19 protein-coding genes are annotated in these 20,699 nt (G+C 65.6%); 3 read left to right on the top strand and 16 right to left on the bottom strand.

What is annotated here, in order from left to right; genetic code table 11:
* Nucleotides 1-16 precede the first annotated feature (16 nt).
* The 7 genes from AAFN88_RS10735 to AAFN88_RS10705 form a co-directional block, all read right to left on the bottom strand.
* Nucleotides 17-1,024 carry an FAD:protein FMN transferase gene (locus AAFN88_RS10735; RefSeq protein WP_347520299.1) on the bottom strand — a complete coding sequence of 336 codons (1,008 nt, stop codon included), beginning with the start codon at nucleotides 1,022-1,024 and terminating at the stop codon, nucleotides 17-19.
* Nucleotides 1,011-1,556: a nitrous oxide reductase accessory protein NosL gene (locus AAFN88_RS10730; RefSeq protein WP_347520298.1), complete on the bottom strand. Its 546-nt coding sequence runs from the start codon at nucleotides 1,554-1,556 to the stop codon at nucleotides 1,011-1,013. Before AAFN88_RS10730 ends, AAFN88_RS10735 begins: the two co-directional genes overlap by 14 nt.
* Nucleotides 1,553-2,377, bottom strand: a complete 825-nt coding sequence (locus tag AAFN88_RS10725) for an ABC transporter permease subunit (RefSeq protein WP_347520297.1) — start codon at nucleotides 2,375-2,377, stop codon at nucleotides 1,553-1,555. Before AAFN88_RS10725 ends, AAFN88_RS10730 begins: the two co-directional genes overlap by 4 nt.
* Complete coding sequence (locus tag AAFN88_RS10720; protein WP_347520296.1) at nucleotides 2,374-3,294, bottom strand: ABC transporter ATP-binding protein; 921 nt, start codon at nucleotides 3,292-3,294, stop codon at nucleotides 2,374-2,376. Before AAFN88_RS10720 ends, AAFN88_RS10725 begins: the two co-directional genes overlap by 4 nt.
* The gene (locus tag AAFN88_RS10715; protein WP_347520295.1) at nucleotides 3,291-4,538 is read right to left on the bottom strand and encodes a nitrous oxide reductase family maturation protein NosD; all 1,248 of its coding nucleotides are present in this window, start codon (nucleotides 4,536-4,538) and stop codon (nucleotides 3,291-3,293) included. The genes AAFN88_RS10720 and AAFN88_RS10715 overlap by 4 nt, the downstream gene beginning before the upstream one ends.
* Nucleotides 4,539-4,647: 109 nt before the next feature.
* Nucleotides 4,648-6,570: a TAT-dependent nitrous-oxide reductase gene (nosZ, locus tag AAFN88_RS10710; RefSeq protein ID WP_347520294.1), complete on the bottom strand. Its 1,923-nt coding sequence runs from the start codon at nucleotides 6,568-6,570 to the stop codon at nucleotides 4,648-4,650.
* 63 nt (nucleotides 6,571-6,633) lie between these two features.
* A complete protein-coding gene (locus AAFN88_RS10705; protein ID WP_347520293.1) occupies nucleotides 6,634-8,721 on the bottom strand; it encodes a 4Fe-4S binding protein in 2,088 nt (695 codons plus the stop codon).
* 307 nt (nucleotides 8,722-9,028) lie between these two features.
* Between AAFN88_RS10705 and AAFN88_RS10700 the strand changes: the two genes are divergently transcribed.
* The gene (locus AAFN88_RS10700) at nucleotides 9,029-9,970 is read left to right on the top strand and encodes a hypothetical protein (RefSeq protein ID WP_347520292.1); all 942 of its coding nucleotides are present in this window, start codon (nucleotides 9,029-9,031) and stop codon (nucleotides 9,968-9,970) included.
* A 39-nt stretch (nucleotides 9,971-10,009) separates the two neighbouring features.
* Here AAFN88_RS10700 and AAFN88_RS10695 read toward each other — a convergent pair whose 3' ends face one another.
* The 5 genes from AAFN88_RS10695 to rnk form a co-directional block, all read right to left on the bottom strand.
* A complete protein-coding gene (locus AAFN88_RS10695) occupies nucleotides 10,010-10,411 on the bottom strand; it encodes a SirB2 family protein (RefSeq protein WP_347520291.1) in 402 nt (133 codons plus the stop codon).
* Nucleotides 10,412-10,443: 32 nt separating this feature from the next.
* Nucleotides 10,444-12,756: a nitric-oxide reductase large subunit gene (locus tag AAFN88_RS10690; RefSeq protein ID WP_347520290.1), complete on the bottom strand. Its 2,313-nt coding sequence runs from the start codon at nucleotides 12,754-12,756 to the stop codon at nucleotides 10,444-10,446.
* A 518-nt stretch (nucleotides 12,757-13,274) separates the two neighbouring features.
* The gene (locus tag AAFN88_RS10685) at nucleotides 13,275-14,102 is read right to left on the bottom strand and encodes a DeoR/GlpR family DNA-binding transcription regulator (protein ID WP_347520289.1); all 828 of its coding nucleotides are present in this window, start codon (nucleotides 14,100-14,102) and stop codon (nucleotides 13,275-13,277) included.
* Nucleotides 14,103-14,210: 108 nt separating this feature from the next.
* A complete protein-coding gene (locus tag AAFN88_RS10680) occupies nucleotides 14,211-14,627 on the bottom strand; it encodes a GreA/GreB family elongation factor (protein ID WP_347520288.1) in 417 nt (138 codons plus the stop codon).
* A gap of 85 nt (nucleotides 14,628-14,712) precedes the next feature.
* Nucleotides 14,713-15,105: a nucleoside diphosphate kinase regulator gene (gene rnk, locus AAFN88_RS10675; protein WP_347520287.1), complete on the bottom strand. Its 393-nt coding sequence runs from the start codon at nucleotides 15,103-15,105 to the stop codon at nucleotides 14,713-14,715.
* 535 nt (nucleotides 15,106-15,640) lie between these two features.
* On the opposite strand from rnk, the gene AAFN88_RS10670 reads away from it, so the two are divergent.
* The gene (locus AAFN88_RS10670; protein ID WP_347520286.1) at nucleotides 15,641-16,339 is read left to right on the top strand and encodes an MOSC domain-containing protein; all 699 of its coding nucleotides are present in this window, start codon (nucleotides 15,641-15,643) and stop codon (nucleotides 16,337-16,339) included.
* A gap of 112 nt (nucleotides 16,340-16,451) precedes the next feature.
* Nucleotides 16,452-16,913: a group III truncated hemoglobin gene (locus AAFN88_RS10665; protein WP_347520285.1), complete on the top strand. Its 462-nt coding sequence runs from the start codon at nucleotides 16,452-16,454 to the stop codon at nucleotides 16,911-16,913.
* Nucleotides 16,914-17,080: 167 nt separating this feature from the next.
* On the opposite strand, the gene AAFN88_RS10660 is transcribed toward AAFN88_RS10665, so the two are convergent.
* The 4 genes from AAFN88_RS10660 to AAFN88_RS10645 all read right to left on the bottom strand — a co-directional run bounded on the left by AAFN88_RS10660 (nucleotide 17,081) and on the right by AAFN88_RS10645 (nucleotide 20,644).
* The gene (locus AAFN88_RS10660; RefSeq protein ID WP_347520284.1) at nucleotides 17,081-17,746 is read right to left on the bottom strand and encodes a trimeric intracellular cation channel family protein; all 666 of its coding nucleotides are present in this window, start codon (nucleotides 17,744-17,746) and stop codon (nucleotides 17,081-17,083) included.
* Between the two features lie 118 nt (nucleotides 17,747-17,864).
* A complete protein-coding gene (locus tag AAFN88_RS10655; RefSeq protein ID WP_347520283.1) occupies nucleotides 17,865-18,953 on the bottom strand; it encodes a sn-glycerol-3-phosphate ABC transporter ATP-binding protein UgpC in 1,089 nt (362 codons plus the stop codon).
* Between the two features lie 10 nt (nucleotides 18,954-18,963).
* On the bottom strand, nucleotides 18,964-19,791 hold the full coding sequence (locus tag AAFN88_RS10650; RefSeq protein WP_347520282.1) for a carbohydrate ABC transporter permease: 828 nt from the start codon (nucleotides 19,789-19,791) through the stop codon (nucleotides 18,964-18,966).
* Nucleotides 19,792-19,801: 10 nt separating this feature from the next.
* Nucleotides 19,802-20,644, bottom strand: coding sequence for a sugar ABC transporter permease (locus AAFN88_RS10645; protein ID WP_347520281.1), 843 nt, complete (start codon nucleotides 20,642-20,644; stop codon nucleotides 19,802-19,804).
* Between the last annotated feature and the right edge of the window lie 55 nt (nucleotides 20,645-20,699).

The following is a 20,699-nucleotide window of genomic DNA, read 5'->3' as shown; positions in this document are numbered from 1 at the left end:
CGCCCTGCCGTGGCGATCAGACTTCGATCACGGTGGTTCCGCCCGCGGACTGAATGTAAGCGGCACTGGCGCCGAGCCCCTTCAGGACGCCTGACGCCTTGCCGTCCGGCAGGACGCTGAGCGCCGTGGAGGCGGCATCTGCGACCGTCGCCCGGAGCGCGACCACCGAGACCGACCGCCCCGGCGGCACCGAGCGCCCGTTGCGCGGATCCAGCAGGTGGCCGTAGCGCCCCGCGGCGTCGAACATCAATCCGTAGCCCCCCGAGGTGGCAAGGGCCGCGTCGGACAGGTCCAGCCGCCGCGCGATACCGCCAGCGCTCTCCGCAGCGGAGAGGCCGACGCGCCAGGGCGCGCCGTCCGGCCGCGAGCCGAGCGCGCGGATTTCTCCGAGGTCGATCAGCACGGAGGTCATGCCGGCATCGCGCAGCAAGTCGCCCACCCGGTCGGTGATATAGCCCTGGGCGATGCCGTTCAGCGTTACCGCCATGCCGGAACGCGCGAAGGCAAGACGCGCCGGTGAGACCTCCAGGCCGCGCCAGTCGACGAGCGGCAAGACGTCGTCGAGCCGCGGCCCCCGCGGATCCGCGTGCGGCGCCTGGAAATGCCGGCGCAACCGCAGCCACAGCGGCTGGATCGTCACGTCGAAAGCGCCCCCGGTCAGCGCACTGACCCGGCCGGCGTACGACAGCAGTTCAACCAGTTCCAAAGGCGGCCCCTCGAGCGCGCCGTCGCGGTTCAAGCGGCACAGCGCCGACTCTTCCCGGTAGAGGCTGAATATCCTCTCCAGGCGCTCGATCTCGTCGACGCAGCGGCGCAGCAGCGCGCGGCCGGCGACAGGATCCGGATGCGCCAGCCGAAGGCTCGCTGCCGCTCCCAGGGCGACGCCGCGCCATTCGACCAGCGGCGCGGCGGCGGCCCGGCCCCGACCGGGCCAGGCGCCGGTGGCGGCGCCGGCGACGGCAGCGGAGATGGCGATGAAGCGCCGCCTGGTCACGCCCCCATGGTTCAGCTTAGTGCGCGTCATGACTGCTCCCTTCGCCCTGTGGCAACTGCGGCGAGCCGAGCACATAGTCGGCCGGCACCTCCGCAAGGCGGACGACGCGCCCGCCATACTCCGCCGCGAAGTCCCGTGCTGCTTCGGATGTGCCGAAAGGCACCACTTCCGGCAATCCCATACCCCCCATATGCCTGCTGCCGATAACCAGCCAGGCTTCTTTCAGCATGACCCAGGTGCCGGGCTCCGGCTCCGTCCAGTCGGTCGCCGCTCCCATGTCGTTGACGTAGATCGCGGCGACGTTCTTGGGTTCGCCTTCCAGCAAAGTGAAGGCGACGGTATCCCTGACCGAGGAGAACCACAGCGGCGTAGCACGGCTGGAAAGATGTACCTGCCCCTTGGGTCCGCTGTGTTCGGCCAGCAGCATGTTGCAGAAGTAGCCGACGGCTTCGCCGCCGTACTCTTCGGGCGGCGGCACCGCCACGGTCTCCTCGCCACCGTCGCAGCCCGCGGCGAAGACCAGGAGCAAGGCGGCAAGAAGAGGGCTTCGACAGCGGCTCATATCTGCCTCCGGGAGAAAACCACCGCGGCAAGACCCAGCGGCACCATCACCCAGGCCGCCAGCGCCGCCAGCAGGACGGCCGGCGAAAGGCCCGACTCGCCGGGCCCCGCCATGCCCGCGTAAACGCTCACGTCTTCGCTGCCGGTCAGATTGAACAGCCGATAGGCGTCCGCCGGATTGAGCAGCAGCAGGGCATCGAACACGGCGGGCCCGACGAAGCGCCCCTGGTCCGCCACCAGCAGCCCCAGCAGCGCCGTGTCGTAAAGCAGTACGAAGAGGAGCCAAACGGCGACGGCGATACCCGCGGCCGTCGCCCTTTCGCGCACGATGACGCTGGCGAGGCTGCCAAGAGCGAGAAAAGCGGCGCCGAGCAGGACCGAGCTGCCGAGCATGGCGACGAAGGCAGGCCAGCCGTCGGCGCCCAAGCCGTCGCGCAGCAACAGTACCGCCACCGCGCTGCCGTAGCCGACGACCGTCGCGAAAGCGAGGATCACCGCCTGGCCGAGGAACTTGCCCAGCAGCACCTCCCAGCGGGCGACCGGGTAGGCCAGCAGCAGTACCAGACTGCCGCGCTCCTGCTCGCCGACGATGGTATCGAACGACAGCAGCAGGGCGATCAGCGGCAGCAGGAAGATCGTCAGGCTGGACAGGCTAACGACGACCACCGCCAGAGAGCCGGCATCCACCGTGCCGGTGGGGGCGCTGCCCAGCAGAGTAAGGCTCAACGCCAGGGCGGCGAGCAGCAGTGTGGTGGCGATAATCCAACGATTGCGCAGGCCGACGCGGATCTCCTGACCCGCGATGACGTGAACGGCTCTCATTGCCCCTCCTCCTTGCCGACGAGCCGGCTGTAGACCGCCGGCAGGCCGGGCACCTCCAGCGCCACGTCCTCCACCACTTCCCAGAGCTCCCCGAGGTTGCCCAGAAGCCGCGCCTTGGCAGCGGGAGCGCAGGCCACTTCCAACAGCCGCTCGCCGCGCGCCACCACCTCGACCTGATCGCCGAGACGTTCGAGCAGCCGCCCGGTGCTGCACGGGGCGACCGTGAAGCGCAGATGGATGGGAAGGGCCGCCGCCTGTCGCAGCTCGGCGACACCGCCCAGGGCGATGAGCCGGCCGCCGTGCAGCACCGCGATGCGGTCCGCGTGATCTTCGATCTCGGCCAGCGCATGGGTGGAAATCAGCACCGTCACGCCGTCACCGCGCAGCTCGTCCACCGCCCGGTAGAAGTCGGCGCGCGAGGCCGGATCGAGGCCGCTGGTCGGCTCGTCGAGCAGCAGCAGTTCGGGGGCGCCGATCAGCGCCTGGGCGAGTCCGAGGCGCTGGCGCATCCCCTTGGAATAGGTCCCGACGCGCCGCTGCGCGGCTTCGCCGAGGCCGACCCGCTCCAGCAGCTCGTCGAGCTGCGCCAAGGAGCAACGTTTCAGCCGGGCGTAGAATGCCAACAACTCCCAGCCCGTCATGGCGCCGTGAAAGGCGACGTTTTCCGGAAGGAATCCCAGCCTGCGGCGCGCCTCCGAGGCCCCGGCGCGGGCCGGGTTGCCGTCGAAGACGCGAACCTGGCCCGCGCTTGGAACGATCAGCCCCAGTATGAGCTTGACCAGCGTGGTCTTGCCGGCGCCGTTGTGGCCGGCCAGAGCCAGGACCTCGCCCGACCGCAGCTCCAAGCTCACGTTCTCGACCGCGGTCAGGGCGCCGTAGGTCTTCGTCGCGCCGGCCAGTGTGACGATGTTTTTCATCGGGCCGCCTCCGGAATAGCGCGAGCCCGGGGCGGCTGCATCAGCGGCGCGCTGTCGACGACCCCGCCGGGATAGAGGGCGGGAAAGCGCGACTGCGCCCAACGGATGGTCGTCACCGCCGGACTGTTGAGCAGCAGCTTGGCCTGCGGCAGCGTCCACAGAATCTCATCGATAAGGTCGTTGGGCCGGTAGGGCTTGTCGGAGATGCCGTCGCCGTCCAGATCGAAGGCCGGGTGATCGCTGTAATAGTTGCCGCGCTCGTCGACGCTCCACTCAACGGTCCGGGTGCCGACGTACTTCACCTGCGTGCGGTTGCCGATGAAGGCGTTCCCGGTCACCCGGTTGCGTTCCGAGCCGGCGGTGAAATGAACCCCGATGGGGCAGCCCTGAAAGAGATTGTCGGCGACGAGGTTCTTGTTGGCGTTGTAGATGAAGACGCACTTCTCGCCGCCGTCACGCACGATGTTGCCGGTGATCTGCGATTCGTTGGTGGCATTCAGCATCAATCCATGATCGCGGTCCCGGATGCTGACGTTGTCGCGGATCTCCAGGCGGTCGGAAAACATGATGGCCCAGCCGACGTGATTGTCCTCGGAGCGGTTGCCGATCACGCGGCTGTCCTGGGTGTACATGTAGTGAATCGCGAAGCGAAGATCCTTGAAGCTGTTGTCCTTGAACAGGTTGTCGCGGCTGGTCGTGACGAAGATGCCGTCGCGGCCGTAGCGGATTTTGTTGCCCGTCACCTGCGCGCCCGGCGCGTTCCAGATCGACACGCCGTTGCCGACTTCCGAGAGGCGCAGGTCGTCGTGGCCGATGATGACGTTGTTCTCCACCAAGGAGCCGGCCGCTCCGTGCAGGTAGACGCCGAAGAGGTTTCCCTCGAAGCGGTTGTTGCGTATTACCGCCTTCGGCGCCTGCTGCCTGACGAGGATGCCCGAATCCATGGCCGGCAGATCCCGGCCGGAGCCGCGGATGGTCAGGCCCTCTATGCGGATCCCCGGCGCCGTCAGGGTCAGCACGCTGCCCTTGCCGTTCCCCACCAGCTCGACGCCCTCCTCGCCCGTCAGCGTAAGCTGCCGATCGATCACGGCCGGACCGGAATGCACACCGGGAAGCAGGCGCAGCACGTCGCCGTCCCGGGCCGCCGCGACGGCGTCGGCCAGCGGCAGTCCCGGTGCCACGTCACGCACTTCGGCCGCGACCGGCGCGGCGGCCAGCAGAGACAGCGTCGCAAACGTGCACACGATTTCGCGTATCATGATATCACTCAACCGAATCCTGTTTGGCCAAGCCGGCCTGACGAGGCCGGCCGGCGGCGACGCCGCCGGCCGGCCCAGGTCGGAAGACCCGGCGTCAGGTCGATCGGGGCTCGACCAGCATGCGTCCCTTCATCTCCATGTGCAGCGCATGGCAGAACCACTGGCAGTAGTACCAGTGCACGCCCGGCCGGCCGGCGATGAAGGTGGCCGAGGCAGTCGCCTGCGGCCCCACCTCCATGGCGACGCCGTGGTTGACCAGCGTAAAGCCGTGCGTCAGATCCTCCACGTCGTCGATGTTGGTGAGATAGATCGTGACCTCGTCACCCTGCTTGACGGTGAACTTCTCGAGGCTGAACACCGGAGCGGCAGAGTACATATAGACTCGCACCTTGTTGCCGTCGCGGATCACCTCGGCGGCGTCCTCCAGCACCACCCCGTCGGCTTCCGCCTGGCGGCGTGCGTCTTCCCACATGGGGTCGTTTCGATCCCAGACATGGACCGGGTTCACCTTGGAACGATGGACGATGGTCGCGTCGTGCGGCTCGGCGAAGCTCGGGCCGTCGTGGACGATGCGCATCTCGTCGCCGGAGATATCGATCAACTGGTCGTTCTCCGGCTTCAAGGGTCCGACATTGAGGAAGCGGTCCTTGGAGAACTTGTTGAGCGACAGCAGCCACCGGCCGTCGGCCTCCTTGGTTTGCCCCATGGAGGTGTGGTTGTGGCCCGGCTGGTAATGCACATCCAGCTTCTGGACGATCGGATCGACATCCTCGCCATTGAAAGCGCGGATCGCGTCTGCAATGTTCCATTTGCAGACTTGGCTATCGATGAACAGCGTCGTAAAGGCGTTGCCCTTGCCGTCGAAGGCCGTGTGCAGCGGGCCAAGGCCCAGTTCCGGTTCCGCCACGATAACGCCGCGGGGCTCGATCTTGTCCTCGAAGAGGTCGTCGAAGCGGCGCACGTCCATGACCGAGACGGTCGGCGACAGCTTGCCGTTCGCCACCACGTGGATGCCGTCCGGCGCGGTGTTGATACCGTGCGGACTGTTGGGGATCGGCACGTAGCGGGTGTAGCGCGAACCGTGGCGCCCGTCGATCACGGGGACGCCGTGCATCTCGGTGAAGTCCCCGTTGCGCACCGCTTCCTCGATCCGCTCGATGTTGAAAATGACCACCCAGTCCTGCTCGGCGGCGGTCATCTCCGCCAAGGTCACGCCGCCTTCGGAGTTGTAGCAGGTGGAGAAGCAGTACTTGCCCTGATAGTCGGCATCGACGTTGTCCAGGTTGCCGTCGACCATGACCTGCCAGGCAATCTTCATGGTGTCGCCGTCGATCGCGGTGAAGACGCCGTGATACTTATCCGGCTCGTCCAGGATCTTGCCGTCGTTGGGCAGCGGCAGGCGGTCTTCGCCGTTGGCGAAGACGTATCCGGTGCGCGGGAACTTCTGCACCCGCAGCCCGTGCACCGCCTCCATGTTCGGCACCTCGATGATCTTGTCGCACTTCATGACATCGCAGCGGACGCGGGCCACGCGCGAGTTGGCCTTGTCGTTCATGAAGACGTAGCGTCCGTCGTAGGTGCCGTCCGTGAACGACATATGCGGATGGTGCAGGTCGCCGTTCAGATAGATCCCGCCCTGGCTTTCCAGGTATTCCCGCGTCTCGGGCAGCAGACCCTCGGTGAGGATCTTCTTGCTCTCGTTGGTCAGGCCCCAGCCGGTGGCGCTGCAGCGGTTGAACACCGGCACCCGCATCAGCTCGCGCATGGAAGGGCAGCCGACGATCCGCATCTCGCCACTCTGGCCGCTGGAGAAGAAGATATAGTATTCATCCAGCTCGCCGGGCGCGACTTCGCCTCCATGGGCCTCTTGGGCTTGGCTCACTTTCGGCGACATCAGGGCACCGCCGGCGAAACCGCCGGTCAGGCCGCCCAAGCCGGCGAGAGTGGCCGCCTTGGCGGTCCCGCCCATCAGGTCACGCCTGGATACCCCTGTCTCTTCGTTGTTGCGTTTCGTCATTTCGTATTCCTTCCAAATAGAGGGGGCACCCCCTTGATGCCCGCCTGCGTTGCCGGCCCGCCCCTAGCGCGCCGCCTGGCCGGAATCCGGCCCCATCCCGGGTGACGAGAGCGCCGCCCGCTTCTCGCGTTTCAGGCGGCGCTGGATCATCACCGGACACTTCCGGTCGTGGTGGTAGAGAACCTGACAGTGCAAACAGGAGATGCATTCGTTGGGATTGATATGCCCTTCCGGATGAATCGCCTGGACCGGACACTCATTGTGACAGCGCATACAAGGGTTGCCGCATTCACGGTAGCGCTTCAACCAATCGAACATGCGCAGCCGCCCGGGGATCGCCAAGGCTGCCCCCAGCGGGCAGAGATAGCGGCAGAAGAACCGCTCTATGAAGAGCCCGGCCGCCAGCAACGCCGCTGCAAAGAGCACGAACCACCATTCGCGCATGAAATGCAGGATGATCGCCGTCTTGAAAGGTTCGACCTCGGCAAGCTGCTCGGCCAGGGCAAGCGAACCCAGAGAGACGCCGAACAGGCCGAGGAAAATGATGTATTTGACGGGCCACAACCGCTCGTGCAGCCACCACGGCACGGTGATTTGCGGAATCTTGACCAACTTGGCGAGGCGATTGCTCAGCTCCTGCAGCGCGCCAAAAGGGCAAAGCCAGCCGCAGAAGGGTCCCCGCCCCCAGAACAGAAGAGCCGCCGCGACCGCGAACCAGAGAACGAAGATCAGCGGGTCGATGAGGAAGTACGACCACTGGAAGTCGGTCCGCAGCGAGTTGGTGAAGGCCAGCACGTTGACCACCGAGAGCTGCGCCTGGGCCACCCAGCCGAGCCAGAACAGCGTCACCGCCAAATAGGCGAGGCGCAGGCGGTCGAAGAGGACCGGCCGCTTGACGAACCAGTCCTGGAAGAAGAACAGGCCGGTCAGAGCCAGAAGCATGACGCCCAGGATCCCGATGGAAGCGACCTTGCTGCGCCACAGTCTCTGCCACAGCGGCGGCTGGTCGTCGCCGACGGCGGGCGCGGCCGAAGGCGCCGACGGCGCCGGCGCCGCCGCGGCGGGCTGCGCCTGCTGGCCGTCAAGGACGCTGGCGTCGCGCTGGCGGTACTGCTCGGGAATCCGATAACTGACCTCGAAACTGGTAAAGGCTTTGTCCAAGGCGCCGATCGGACGCTGCACCAGAAGCTGCAGGCGCCAGGGCGCCGCGGGATTGAAGTTGGCGCCTTCCGGAATCGCAAACACGCCGATCTCGCTGAAGTGTGGCGCGCCTTCGGCGGCAAGATCACCGACGCGGCGGTGCAAGCGGTCGCGGAACCGAATCGTCTCGGTGCCCTGGATCAGCTCGATGCGGTCGAAGATGCCTCCGCGCACATAGCCCGAGCCCTTGAAGGAGTAGCGCCCTTCCCCGGCGATGAGAATCGCGTGCTGGCCCTCGTCCAGAAGGTTCTGCAGGTTGGCGTATTCGGCCTCGCCCAGCAGGCTGCGCCCAATCGCCGGCTGGCTGACCACAGCCATGTAAAGATCGATAAAGGGATCCTCGGGCTGGCCGCGCTCACGCCGGCGCGCCGCCTTCTCGTTGCCCGAGCGCGCGAAGGACTCGTTGACCTGGCCCACGGAGAGACTGAGGCGGCGCACCGCCCCCTCGCCCAGGAGGGTCTGCCAGTCGGAGACTTCGCCGGCCTCGAGATCGAGGGTCCAGGCGGTTTCCTGCCCGCCGGCCAGCGAGAGGCCCAGTTGCTGCGCCGCCCGGGCCGCAGCGCGCACCAGGCTGTCGCCGATGACCAGCACCGTTACCGTGGCGCCGCTGACGATATCCACCTCGGGGGCAGAGCGCCCCGCCGCTGCCGCTCGGATCGGATTGTAGCCGATATAGGCCGACATGAACTCGACGATGGGCGCCTCGGGAATGCCGATCAGCACGATGGGTTCGTGATGCTCGACCAGTTTGGCCGCCAAGATGGTGCCTTCCGCATCGATTGCGGCGATCACGTCGATGGGCTTGCCGGAATAGCCGGTGGTGTCGACGAAATCGGTGGTCAGAAATGCGTAGGCGATGGGTGTGCCGTCCCGCATCAGGGGGATCAGCGGCGGGCTGCCTTGCAGCGCTCCGAATTCTTGCGCCTCGGCGACCAGATCGGCGGGCGTCAACTCGCCGATCAGCCCTTCCAGCCGCGATGCGTTTTGACCAAAGCCATCTGCCGAATTGATAAAAATCAATACTGCAGTTAACAAACTTATAAGTAATTGTCCCCGGCGTTTGAAACACTCGGAAGGTTTTTCTCGCATCACGGTAGTCGCATATTCTCCTAGGATTACGGATAACTATGTTATTACAGCACAATAGGAATTGATCTTAGTCAATGCCGGAATTTTTTATTTTGCGCCTGATGACAGCCTCGGCGCGGCCGTCACTCCGTACGGCCCCGCCCGACGGCCGGAGGACTTAAAAGAACGCATGATCGAGCGACCGCCGCTGCTAACGTCCGACCCCAGCGTCAGGATCGACAGCCTGGAGGCCTTGTTGGGTCTCGCCAATGCCATCGAGCACGAGGCGGTGGCCCGCTACGGCCAGCTTGCGGAGCTGATGGAGGCCCGGGGCGAAGGATCGACCGCTGCGGCGTTCCGCGAGATGCGGGAGCTCGAACTGCAGCATGTCGACTGGGTCTTACGCCTCGGCGAGAAGCTCCACCAGCCGGTCCCCGCAGCCGGCAGCTTCACCTGGACGCTGCCCCCGGAGCTTGCTGAATCCTGGGACAGCGTGCGCGACAGCAGCCTGCTGACCCCCTACCGCGCTCTCGCCATCGCCGTCACCAACGAGGAGCGCGCCTTTGCGCTCTACAGCTATGTCGCCGCTCATGCCGAGGATGCCGAAGTCGCGCGCGAAGCTGAAAAGCTGGCCCGGGAAGAGTTGAGCCATGCCGCCGAACTGCGAGTGAAACGGCGCCTTGCCTTCCACGACAGCCAGGCGGAGGCCGCGCGGCGCCCGCCGCTGCAGATCACCACGCTGGACGACTTCCAGGCGCTGGAGGCACGGCTGGCGGGCGAGGCCGCCGTGGCGCTGCGCGCCGCCGCCCGGCGGCTGGACCAGCTTGGCGACCGGGAGAGCGCGCGGCTGCTCGGCGAACTGGCCGAGCGCGAAGCCCGCCGGGGGCCGCCGACGGCAGCCTTGGACGAGAAGCCGGCGGCACCGGAGGGCGGCGCGGCCGCTGTGCTGCAGAGAGCGCTGCGGGTCTTGGAAAGCGCCAGCGAGATCTACGAAGACTTGGCCGCCCGGACGGAGCAAGAGGCCTTGCTGCCGCCCGCTCAAGCCTCGCTCGAGCGGATGGTCGAAGGCATCAGCCTCCTCACCGCCCGCCTTGCGAAGACCGCCGGCCGGCACGAAGAACCACTGCATTAGCGCCCGGCCCGCCTGGCCGAGTCTCCAGCGGCCGCCGCATCAGTTGACGAGCGCCCCGATCAGCCCCAAGGGATCGCGGGTCAAGGCGACCGACACCACGAACCCGTAAATGAGCAAGGCGGCCAACCAGGCGGAGAAGCGGGCCGTTGGTGAACGCCGGCCGCCAAGCGCCACGATGCCGAGACCGACGTAAACGGCCAGCAGCGTCACCTTCACGGTCAACCAGCCGTCGACGAAGGGATACTGCCCGACGGCGGTCATCAGCATGAGCGCTGCCGTCAGCAACACCGTATCGATGGCGATGCTGAGGTGCCAGAGGGGCGCCGCGCGCGGCCAGGCCGCGCCCAGAACACCGGCAAGGCCGCGCAGGGCGAAGAGCAAACCGCTTGCGACCACCGCCCAGACATGGACGAGTCGGATCTCGGCGTAGAACTCGCTCATGGCTGGAGAGCGGGCCTCGCGTCTCCCGACACTCAGCGCCCTCGGGCCGGTGACTCGCCGGGCGCCGGCCCCGGCTCGCCTTCATCGGCTCTGCGCCCTTCACCCTCGCGCCGTGGCGAGATCCACAGCCCGGCGACGAAAACCGCCAGCGCAACGGCGCCGATCGAAAAGATGATGTCGCCGGGCACCCGCATCCATACGAGCAGGTCGACGATGGGCTGCTGCATGAATTCGGCCGAGCGCGCATAGGCGTACCCGTTGTCGATGGCCGCAAGCAGCTGCAGGGTGCCGAGCGGCAACAGGGTCAAGAGCGCCATGAGAGCCAGACCGATGTTGAAGCACCAGAAACTGACCTTGAGGATGCCTTCGTGCCAGGCCAGGTCGGGCTTCAGCCCGCGCAGGCAGAACAGCACCAAGCCGATCCCCAACATGCCGTAGACGCCGAAGAGGGCCGTATGCCCGTGCAGGGGTGTCAGGTTGAGGCCCTGCATGTAGTAGAGCGAAAGCGGCGGATTGATCAGGAAACCGAAGAGGCCCGCGCCGACCAGATTCCAGAAGGCCACGGCGATGAAGAACATCACCGGCCAGCGGTAGCGCCGCATCCAGGGTGTCGAGCCGCCGAGACGCCAGGTGTGATAGGCCTCGAAGCCGACATAGGCCAGCGGCACGACCTCCAAGGCCGAGAAGCTGGCGCCCAGCGCCAGCACCGGCGTCGGGGAGCCCGCGAAGTAGAGGTGGTGAAGCGTGCCGAGAACGCCCCCCGACATGAAGATGATGGTCGCGAAAAGCACCGCGACGGTCGCCGTGCGCACCGCGATCAACCCCAGACGGGTGAAGAGGAAGGCGATGACGGCCGTCGCAAAGACCTCGAAGAAGCCCTCGACCCAGAGATGGACCAGCCACCAGCGCCAGTACTCCACCATCGATATATGGGTGTGTTCCCCCCACATCAGCGCGGCGGCGAAGAAGACGCCGATGGCGACCGTGGAGAGGAACAGCAAGCCAACGATCGAGCGGGTCTCCGACCTGCCTGTCAGCTCCGGCCAGAGGGCCCGGCCGACCAGGAGCAGCCACAGCATCAGACCGATGAAGAGGAACCACTGCCAAAAGCGCCCGATGTCGGCGTATTCCCAGCCCTGGTGGCCGAACCAGAAATTGTACTCCAATCCCAGGGTCTGCATGACGGCCAGCCACTGCCCGGCGAAGGCGCCCACGACGATCACCAGCAGGCACAGCCAGAGGACATTCACTCCGGCGCGCTGGAAGCGCGGCTCGTGCCCGGAGATGGCCGGGCCGATGTAAAGGCCCGTACCGAGCCAAGCGACCGCGATCCACAACACGGCGAGCTGCGTGTGCCAGGTACGGCTCAGCGAATAAGGCAGGTACTGGGACAACTCGAAACCATAAGCGTCCTGGCCCTCCACCTGGTAGTGAGCGGTAATGGCGCCAAAGAGAATCTGCACCAGAAACAGCGCGAGCAGGACCCAGAAGTACTTTGCCGTGGCGCGCATGGAGGGTGTGACCTTGACCAGGCGCAGCGGGTCGTGCATCGGCGGAGAGTGAGGCGTCTCTCCGCGGCCATGCGTTACCGCATGGTGCCAGCCAAGCAGGGCAACACCGGCCAGCAGAAAGAGCACGCTGAAGGCGGACCATACGAAGGTGCTGGCGGGCGGGCGGTTGCCGACGAGCGGCTCGCTCGGCCAGTTGTTGGTATAGGTGATGGTGCTGTCCGGGCGCTCAGTCGTCGCCGCCCAGGCGGTCCACCAGAAGAAGGCGCCGAGCAGTCGGCGGTGCTCCGGGTCCGGCACGGTGTCGTTCTTCATCGCATAGGCTTCGCGCAGCCCCGCCGTCTGCGGATCGGTGCCGAAAAGGCTCTCGTAGTGCGCAGAAACCTCGGCTATCGCGGCGGCGCGATCGTCACTGACCGTGATGGTGCCATCCGCGGGCGCATAGGTGTTCTCACGCAGACGGTCTTGCAGGCGCCCCTGCAGCGCGGCCTGCTCCTCGGGGGCAAGGCTCTCGTATCCCCCGCCCCCGGCCTCGCGCGCCCAAATATCCATGAGGGCCAGGGCTTCGCGGTGCAGCCAATCGGCGCTCCAGTCGGGCGCGACGTAGCCGCCATGCCCCCAAATCGACCCCAACTGCATGCCGCCCATGGATTGCCAGACCTGACGGCCGCGCTCGATCTCGGCGCGGCCAAAGACCGTTTCGCCGCTTTGCGTGACGACTGCCTCGGGGACAGGCGGTGCGGCCTCGTAGATGCGGCTGCCCGACCAAAGCAGCACCCCGAAGGAAACAAAAATTATCGCCGCCAGAATGATCCAAAGCTTCTTCGTGCTGTTCATTCCGTAAAATCCTTCATCCCCAACTTGTGCTCGCAAAAGCTCTTCGGCGCTCCATCGACGGAGCGTCATCGATTACCGGCTCGCAACGCTGGTTCCTTTCGCAGAGTCCGCGGCCGGCCGTTGCCGGGTGCGGCAGGCGCAACCGGAGCCCACGGCTCTGCGACCTTCACGACGGAGAACCCGCCTGCGGCAATGCCGGTGGACGATGCCGAATCCCATGACCGAGGGTCGTCGCGGCGCATGATCTTAAAACATGCATTTTTGATCAATCAAATAATCTCGATTCCCACTATCGATGGAATCGATACGATCCGCCCCGGCGCCTCTCGATCCAAGGCACCGGCAACAATCTCCCGATTTGATTCAATGACGCGGCGAATCAGACGCCGCAAAGATTTGCTGCTGGTTGGCAATCCGCGGGGCGGCGCGGCCCAACGTCCCCACCCACCTGACCGTATCAAGCGGTGGCCCTTCCCCGCCCCAGCCGGCTGCGGAAGGCTTGCGGACGCGTGCCCAGGCTACGCGCCGCCGGCGGCCGTCCGGCTTCTGCTTGGGGTGTGAAAGGACGAGGCGTTGGAGACCGCCGTACCGGCCCTGCGCGCCGCCGCGGCGATGGGTTTCGCCAGGCGCTCGTAAACCACGACTTCGTCTACGGCGCCCAACGTGCAGACCTTGCGGACCGGCTTGCACCACTGCGCCACTCCGGCGGCGACCAGCACCTTCTTCGCCGCCCGCTGCAGCATGGCGCGCTTCACCGTGGCGGCAACCGAGGTCTCCTCATAGGGCCCTTCCCTGGTCAGCGCCGAGGCCTCGACGACGGCTACGTCCGCATGGAACTGCTTCAAGTACTCGACGGTATCCTCGCCGCCGACGCAGCCTTCCGCCGGATTGTAGACCCCGGGCAGGAGAATCACTTGAATAGTCGGGTTCTTCGCGACCACCGCCGCAATGGCGGCACTGTTGGTGACGACGATCAGGTTGACCGAGAGCCGCGCGAGCTCTCGCGCAGTGTGCAGAACGATACCGCCTCCGCTCAGCATGACGGTCTGTCCAGGCTTCACACGTTGGGCGGCTGCGGCCCCAATTGCGGCCGCTTCATCGACGCCGCCGCCATCGGCCACGCGGCCGCCGGCCTTCGCGCCCCTCGGCAACGGCGCCGTGGCGCCGCCGTAGGCCCGATCGATCAGGCCGCTCTCGGAAAGCTCGTCGAGATCCCGGCGCACGGTTTCCGTGGAGACGCCGAGCCGGTCCGCAAGATCGGATATCCGCACGAAGACACAGGACTTGGTCTCATCGAGAATCCTCGAATGGCGGTCCTGTTTACTCAGTCTGCAAGGCCGTGTCATTCGGTGTATCGCTTTGCTTTCCAGGTAGGCCGGCCCCAGATGCGGTCGCGGCCGGTCGTCGTCGGTCCGGCCCTGCGGCGCTCCGCTTCCGGTCGCTATAGCCAAGGCTCAAGCGGGGCGGAGCCGCCGCTCGGCCGCTTCGGGTTGATAGATGACTGCGATGACTTCCGCCCGCGTGTCTTCTCCATGGAGATCCTGAACCGTGACCTTGTCTCCCGGGCGCCGGCCCAGCAGGGCGAGCCCCAAGGGAGTCGTCACGGAGAGAGCCGCGCCCAAGGGGTGGCTGTCGTCGCTGACGGAGACGACCCGGGTCTCCGCCAGCCGGCCCTCGCGCCGAAAGCGGACCCGAGAGTCCAGTGTCACGATCTGCGCCGGGATTTCGGCCGGGGCGAGAACCACGGCCGAGGCAAGCTTCTCGCACATCTGCTCCTGAAGCCGTGCGGCGCCGAGGCGCTGACTGCTGACGAGGTTTTGCAGGACAACGAAGTCCCTCGCCGTCAGTTGGCACGTTGCGTATCTGCTCATCGTTTACCTCCGTGCGGCCAAGCCCGCGCTGAAGCCCGGGCCTGGGCCGCCACAACTTGAAAATCAGTCCTTGAGACGCGCGGAGCTATTCGACCGCCTGCACGGTCAGGCGCCGCTGCTGGCTTCGCCCTCGGCACATGATCGATTGGCCTTTGGAAAGGCCCAGAAGTGCGATTCCCACCGGAGTCAGAATCGAGATCTTTCCATCGACGATGTTCGCATCGACCGGCAAGACGAGGGTCACCCGCTGGGGCAGCCCTTCGTCTGAGGAGAAGGTGACGGTTGAGCCCAGGCGGGCAATGCCGCGCGGCAATCCCTCCGCGCAAACCACCTTGGCGCGCTCCAATTCGGTAAGGAGGGACTCCGCGATTTCGGGTATGCGCCTGAGCGCGGCCGAGGCAATGGAGACCAACTGATCGTAGTCGCTATCGGACACGACGATGTTGGGCAACGACTGAGAAGCAGTATTTTCGAGCAAGACCACCTCCTGTGCGCTGAGGCAGCCGGGCGCTTCCGCCCAGGCCCTAGCGGCTCCTGGTTCGCACTGAGATCGGATGTTTGGAGCGTCCTTGGAGGCTAAAAAAGCCCGGCAAAGCTATAAACGGCTATGAAATGGGAAGCCTCGCCCCCAGGCTCGGGGGACGCACGATGGCCGAGCCGGGGGTCAATGTCCTGCGAGAGGATTGCCCAGTCGAAGAAAGTTCGAGGTAATCGGAAAAGCCATCATAATGTGTTTAGATTGCCTCTCCCAACCCCGTTGTCAAGCGGGAAAGCCAAAGCCTTTCAGGGAGACCGCCGCTTTGACGCCAAGGCCGGTGGAAATCGCCCTGGTCCCCGCCCTGCGACGGGCTTCGCTTAGCTGGCGGCACTCGCCCCGCCGGTCGGATCGGCCGGCATCGCCGAAGTGCAGGCGGTTGTCTGGCGCCGGCTGGTACAGGCCGCTATGCTCGGCGCGCAGCGAGAAAAGCGCCCGAACTCGATAGCCATCCGTCAAAGAGAAAAGATCCCCCGCCGTGCAACTCTCAATCGTCGCCGCCCTCGTCGGAAAGCTCGCTCCACTGGGCCGACGCGGCGTTGCGAGCGGTATTCTCAAGCGGCCGGTGTCCGGCGCCGTCGAAGTTGCGCGAAGCGGCCTGGAGGGAGACGAGCAAGGAGACAGGAAGCATCACGGCGGCCCGGAGAAGGCGGTTCACCACTACGCTTTGGACCACTATCCGGCCTGGAGAGCGGAATGTCCGGGGATCGCGGGACACCTCGCGGCCCCGGGCGCCTTTGGCGAGAACATCTCGACCCGAGGGATAACGGAAGCCGACGTCTGCATCGGTGACGTTTACCGGCTTGGAACGGCGACGGTACAGGTCACTCAGGCCCGGCAACCGTGCTGGCGGCTGAACGAGCGCTTCGGGCTTCCGACGATGGCCCGCCGCGTCCAGGAATCGGGACGCACCGGGTGGTACTACCGGGTTCTGGACGAAGGCCGCGTCGGGCCCGGCGACGGTTTCGCCCTCGTCGACCGCTGCGCGGAAGACTGGCCCCTGGCGCGCATCCTGCAGGTTCTTTACCACGACACCCTCGACAGGGACCTGCTCCGCCAGCTCGCCGAACTGTCCCCTCTCGCCCCGTCTTGGCGCGGCCTCGCGCGCAGGCGCCTGGAACGCCATAGCGTCGAGGATTGGTCCCGGCGCCTCGACACCCCCACGGACCACCCCTAGCCGGGGCGGGTTTCTTAAAAGAAGTATTTTTCATATTGCTTACTGAACCGCAGCCAACTAGGCTGATCCGCGAAGCTTACGCCTTGCCTGTGCCACTGCGGGGAAACTTGCCATGACATCACCGAATCCCGCCCCCGAAGCCCGGAACCTGCTGCGGCGGCCGGTGCACCCGGACATCACGGAAGAGATGATACGGGCGCTGGTGCATACCTTCTATGACAAGGTCCGCGCCGACGCCGTCCTGGGCCCGATCTTCGACCGGGTCATCGGCGAACGCTGGGACGACCACCTCGCCAAGATGTGCGACTTCTGGTCATCCGTGACGCTGGTGAGCGGCCGCTACAAGGGCCGGCCACTGCCTGCCCACATGCGGCTGAAGGACGTCCGTCCGGAGCACTTCACCCAGTGGCTGGCGCTGTTCCGGAAAACCGCCAAAGAGGTCTGTCCGCCCGATATCGCCGCCGTCTTCATCGAGCGTGCGCAGCGCATCGCCGAGAGCTTCCAACTCGGCATGTTCTTCCATCCCGGCGGCCCTCTCTCCGTTCCCCCGGCGCCGCAGGGAACGGCGCCGTGACCCGGGGCGGCACGCGCTCGATCTCCATTCGTCGTCCCGCCAGGTGTCAAGCCGGGGGCCTGCACACCCGCCGCGCGGCGCAGCGACAGCCGGCGGGCCCGACCGGGCCGCTGCTGCCGGACGCCCCGGCGCCCGCCCCGCGATTCAGCTTCTGGACCGCCCGCGCGTCATTTCCGTAAGCCCTCGATCTCCTCGACCTTGCGGCCGTCCCTGCGGCGGTATGCCGGCATCGACCAGTTGTAGGTGATGGCCAAGCCGCGCACCGCGAAGGTAACCGCGACGCCCGCCGCACCCGCCGCCAGGCTGGGCAGCGCCAGTGCCGCGAGGGCCACGTAGGTACAGGCGCCGAGCCCCGAGGCGGTGACGTAGATCTCACGACGCAGGATGACCGAGGGCTCGTTGCCGACGAGATCGCGCACGATCCCGCCCACCGTGCCGGTGATCACGCCCATGACGACCGCGACCACCGCGCCGGTGCCGTTGTCCAGGCCCTTGGCGGTCCCGGCGACGGTGACCAGTGCGAGCCCCAGGGCGTCGAACCAGAGCAGCAGGCGGTAGCGGGATTCAACGAGATGGGCCGAGAAATGCACCGCCACGGCAGTGACGAGGCAGGCGACGATGTGATGGGGCGCGACCATCCAGAAGACCGGCACATCCAGGAGCAGGTCGCGCACGGTGCCGCCGCCGACGCCGGTCAGCACGGCGAGCCACATGAAACCGACGACGTCCAGGCTCTTGCGCGAGGCCGTCAGGGCGCCGGAAACCGCAAAAACCACCACCGAAAGAATATCGACGGTCAAGAGGAGCTCGGTCGGGGCGACAAGGTTCATCATGGGCGGCCTGCCTTGCTAGGTTCGGGGTCGGTGCCGGCTCTGCGCCGAACACCGCCCCACAGTCTAGCCGACCGCAGGAGAAGAACGCCACGCGAAGGGTACGCGCGTGCTCTGCCCCTTAGACCGCGTCCCCCAAGCGGGTACCTTCAACGCCATCAAAAAGGTGCAGCCTGTTGCGGGAAACCGCGAGGCGCACCTCAGAGCCCTCCTGCAACCGCTGCAGAAAGCGCTCCTCGAATACCCCCTTCATAACAATGCCGGATTTCCGCAGCGTCACGATTCCGCGCGCGCCCAGCAACTCGACGAACTCGACCAGGAAATCGATGGTGCCTGCCGTCTCCTCCCCGGCCAGGTCCTCCGGAAAGTAGAAGTCATCCGGCCTGAGGCCCATCGTCACCGGGCTCTTCTCCGGCAGGCCGCCGGTCGCGATCCCGAAAGCTCCCAGTTCGGTGACCAGCCTGCCGTCCGCCACGGTTCCCTGCAGAAAATTCATCGAAGGGCTGCCGACAAACCCGGCCACCATGACGCTTGCGGGCCGAAAGAAGATGTCGGCGGGCGTTCCCATCTGCTCGATTTGCCCACCGTTCATCACCACGATGCGGTCCGCCATGGTCATGGCTTCTTCCTGGTCGTGCGTCACGTAGACGGTGGTCGCACCGAGTTCACGGTGCAGCCGCAGCAACTCCGTGCGCATCTCGACCCGCAGCTTCGCGTCGAGATTGCTCAGAGGTTCGTCGAAGAGGAAGAGGTTCGGATTTCGGACGATCGCCCGCCCAATCGCCACGCGTTGCTGCTGGCCGCCGGAAAGCTGCTTGGGCTTGCGGTCCAGAAGGTCCGACAAGGACAGCAGGCGCGCTACCTTCTCCACCCGGTCGGCGATTTCCGCCTTCGGCATGTTCCGCGCTTTCAGGCCGAACCCCATGTTCTCGGCAATGGTCATGTTGGGATAAAGCGCATAGTTCTGGAAAACCATGGCAACGTCGCGCTGCCTTGGCTCGAGATCGGACACATTGCGCCCGGCGATCCAGATCTCGCCGGACGTCTGGCGCTCCAAGCCAGCCAGCAGCCGCAGGGTCGTGGACTTGCCGCACCCCGAAGGGCCGAGGAAGACCGTGAATTCGCGGGGCTGGATGGTGAGATCTATGCCCTTGAGTATCTCGACCGCGCCGAATTTCTTGGTGACTTGTATCAGTTGGGCGCCTTCCATAGGCGGAACCTCACGTCTTGACTGCACCGCCGCCGAGGCCGCGGATCAGATGTTTCTGAACAAAGAAGGAAACGACCAGAATCGGCACGACGGCAAGCAGGATGGCCACAGCCATCTTTCCCATATCCACGCCGCGGAAGGTCCAGAACCCGGCTATGGCCACCGGCAGCGTGCGACTCTCGCCACCGGTCAGGATGAGCGCGTAGAAGAGGTCATTCCACGACAGTACGAAGCCGAAAACCGACGCAGCCGCGATCCCCGGGCGGATGGTCGGCAGCACGACACGCCAGAAGGCCTGGAACTGGGTGCAGCCATCGATCATCGCCTGCTCCTCCAGCTCGCGCGGCACCTCGTCGAAAAAACTGATGAGGAACCAAGTGACGACCGGAACGACGAGCGTCAGATGGGTAATGATCACGCCCGCCAGACTGTCAATCAGCCCCAGCCGGTAGAAGACCAGAAACAGCGGCAGGATCAGGATCGCCGGCGGCATCATTTCCGCGGCCAGGATGGCGAAGCGCGAAGCTCCGCCCGCCTTGAACCGCGAAAAGGAGTAGGCCGCCGGGCATCCGACCAGCAGCGCGATCACCACCGTCGATACGGACACGATGAGGCTGTTGAGGACGTTCCGGGGGACTTCCGAGCCGGCGACCACCTCGATCCAGTTGCTGAGCGAGGGAGTGAAAACCCAGACGTCCGGTTCGGATACGAGGTGCGACGGCTTGATCGAGGCGAGGAAAATCCAGATAAAGGGGAACAGCACCACCGCCACCGCCGCGGCGACGACAATTTCGACGGCCAGTTGTGCGATTTTCGCCGAGTATCGCTTGGTCTTCATACCGCGGGCCTCACCTGCGTCTCGTCGACATATAAAGGGCAACAACCAGCGCCAGGGTTATCGTCACCAGGACGAACGCCATCGACGCGGCTTCGCCGAGCCGGAAGAACCGGAATCCGGTCTTGTAGATCAAGAACTGAATGGTCTCCGTCGCGTCGCCGGGACCCCCGCGCGTAATCGCATAGACATATTCAAAGACCTTGAAGGCATCCAGTGCCCGGATGATGACGGCAACGACGATCACCGGCTGCAACATCGGCAGGGTCAACTTGCGGAAGGTCAGCCAGGCCGAGGCGCCATCGACCCTGGCGGCCTCAAAAGGCGACCGCGGCAAGGCCTCCAGCCCCGCCAGGAGCATCAGAACCATGAACGGCGTCCACTGCCAGACGTCGATCAGGATGATGCTGAACAAGGCGAGATCCGGGCCGAACCAGTCTACGGTGATGCCCAGAGCGGCGAGATAATGGGGAATCACGCCGAGTTCGGAATTCAGAAGAAAGCGGAACATCAACCCGACGGCGATCGGCGTGATGAACATCGGCGCCAGTAGTATGGCGCGAGCGACGTTCTGAAACCGCACCAGCTTCTGCAGCAGCAGCGCCAAACCGAGGCCGATGACCAGTTCCAAGGTGACCGCGCCGCCCACGAAAACGAAGGTGTTGCTGAGCGCGTTCCAGAACGAACCGTCGGAGAGTATGAACTCGTAGTTGCCGCTGCCCTCGAAACGCACATCGTCAATTCGGGTCAGCCGGTAGTCGTGCAAAGATATCCAGCCGGAGAAAGCCAGCGGATAGATCATGATGCCCGCGAGCAGCAGGGCCAGCGGCAGGATCAGACGAAGACGCAGCGACACGCGGGCCGGCTCCTCAAAAGCAAACGGCCGGAGAAAATCTCCGGCCGTATGCCAA

Source organism: Pelagibius sp. CAU 1746 (assembly GCF_039839785.1).
Classification (GTDB): Bacteria; Pseudomonadota; Alphaproteobacteria; order Kiloniellales; family Kiloniellaceae; genus Pelagibius.
The sequence above is the reverse complement of the archived record's forward strand: the minus strand, read 5'-3'. Positions and strand labels throughout refer to the sequence as shown.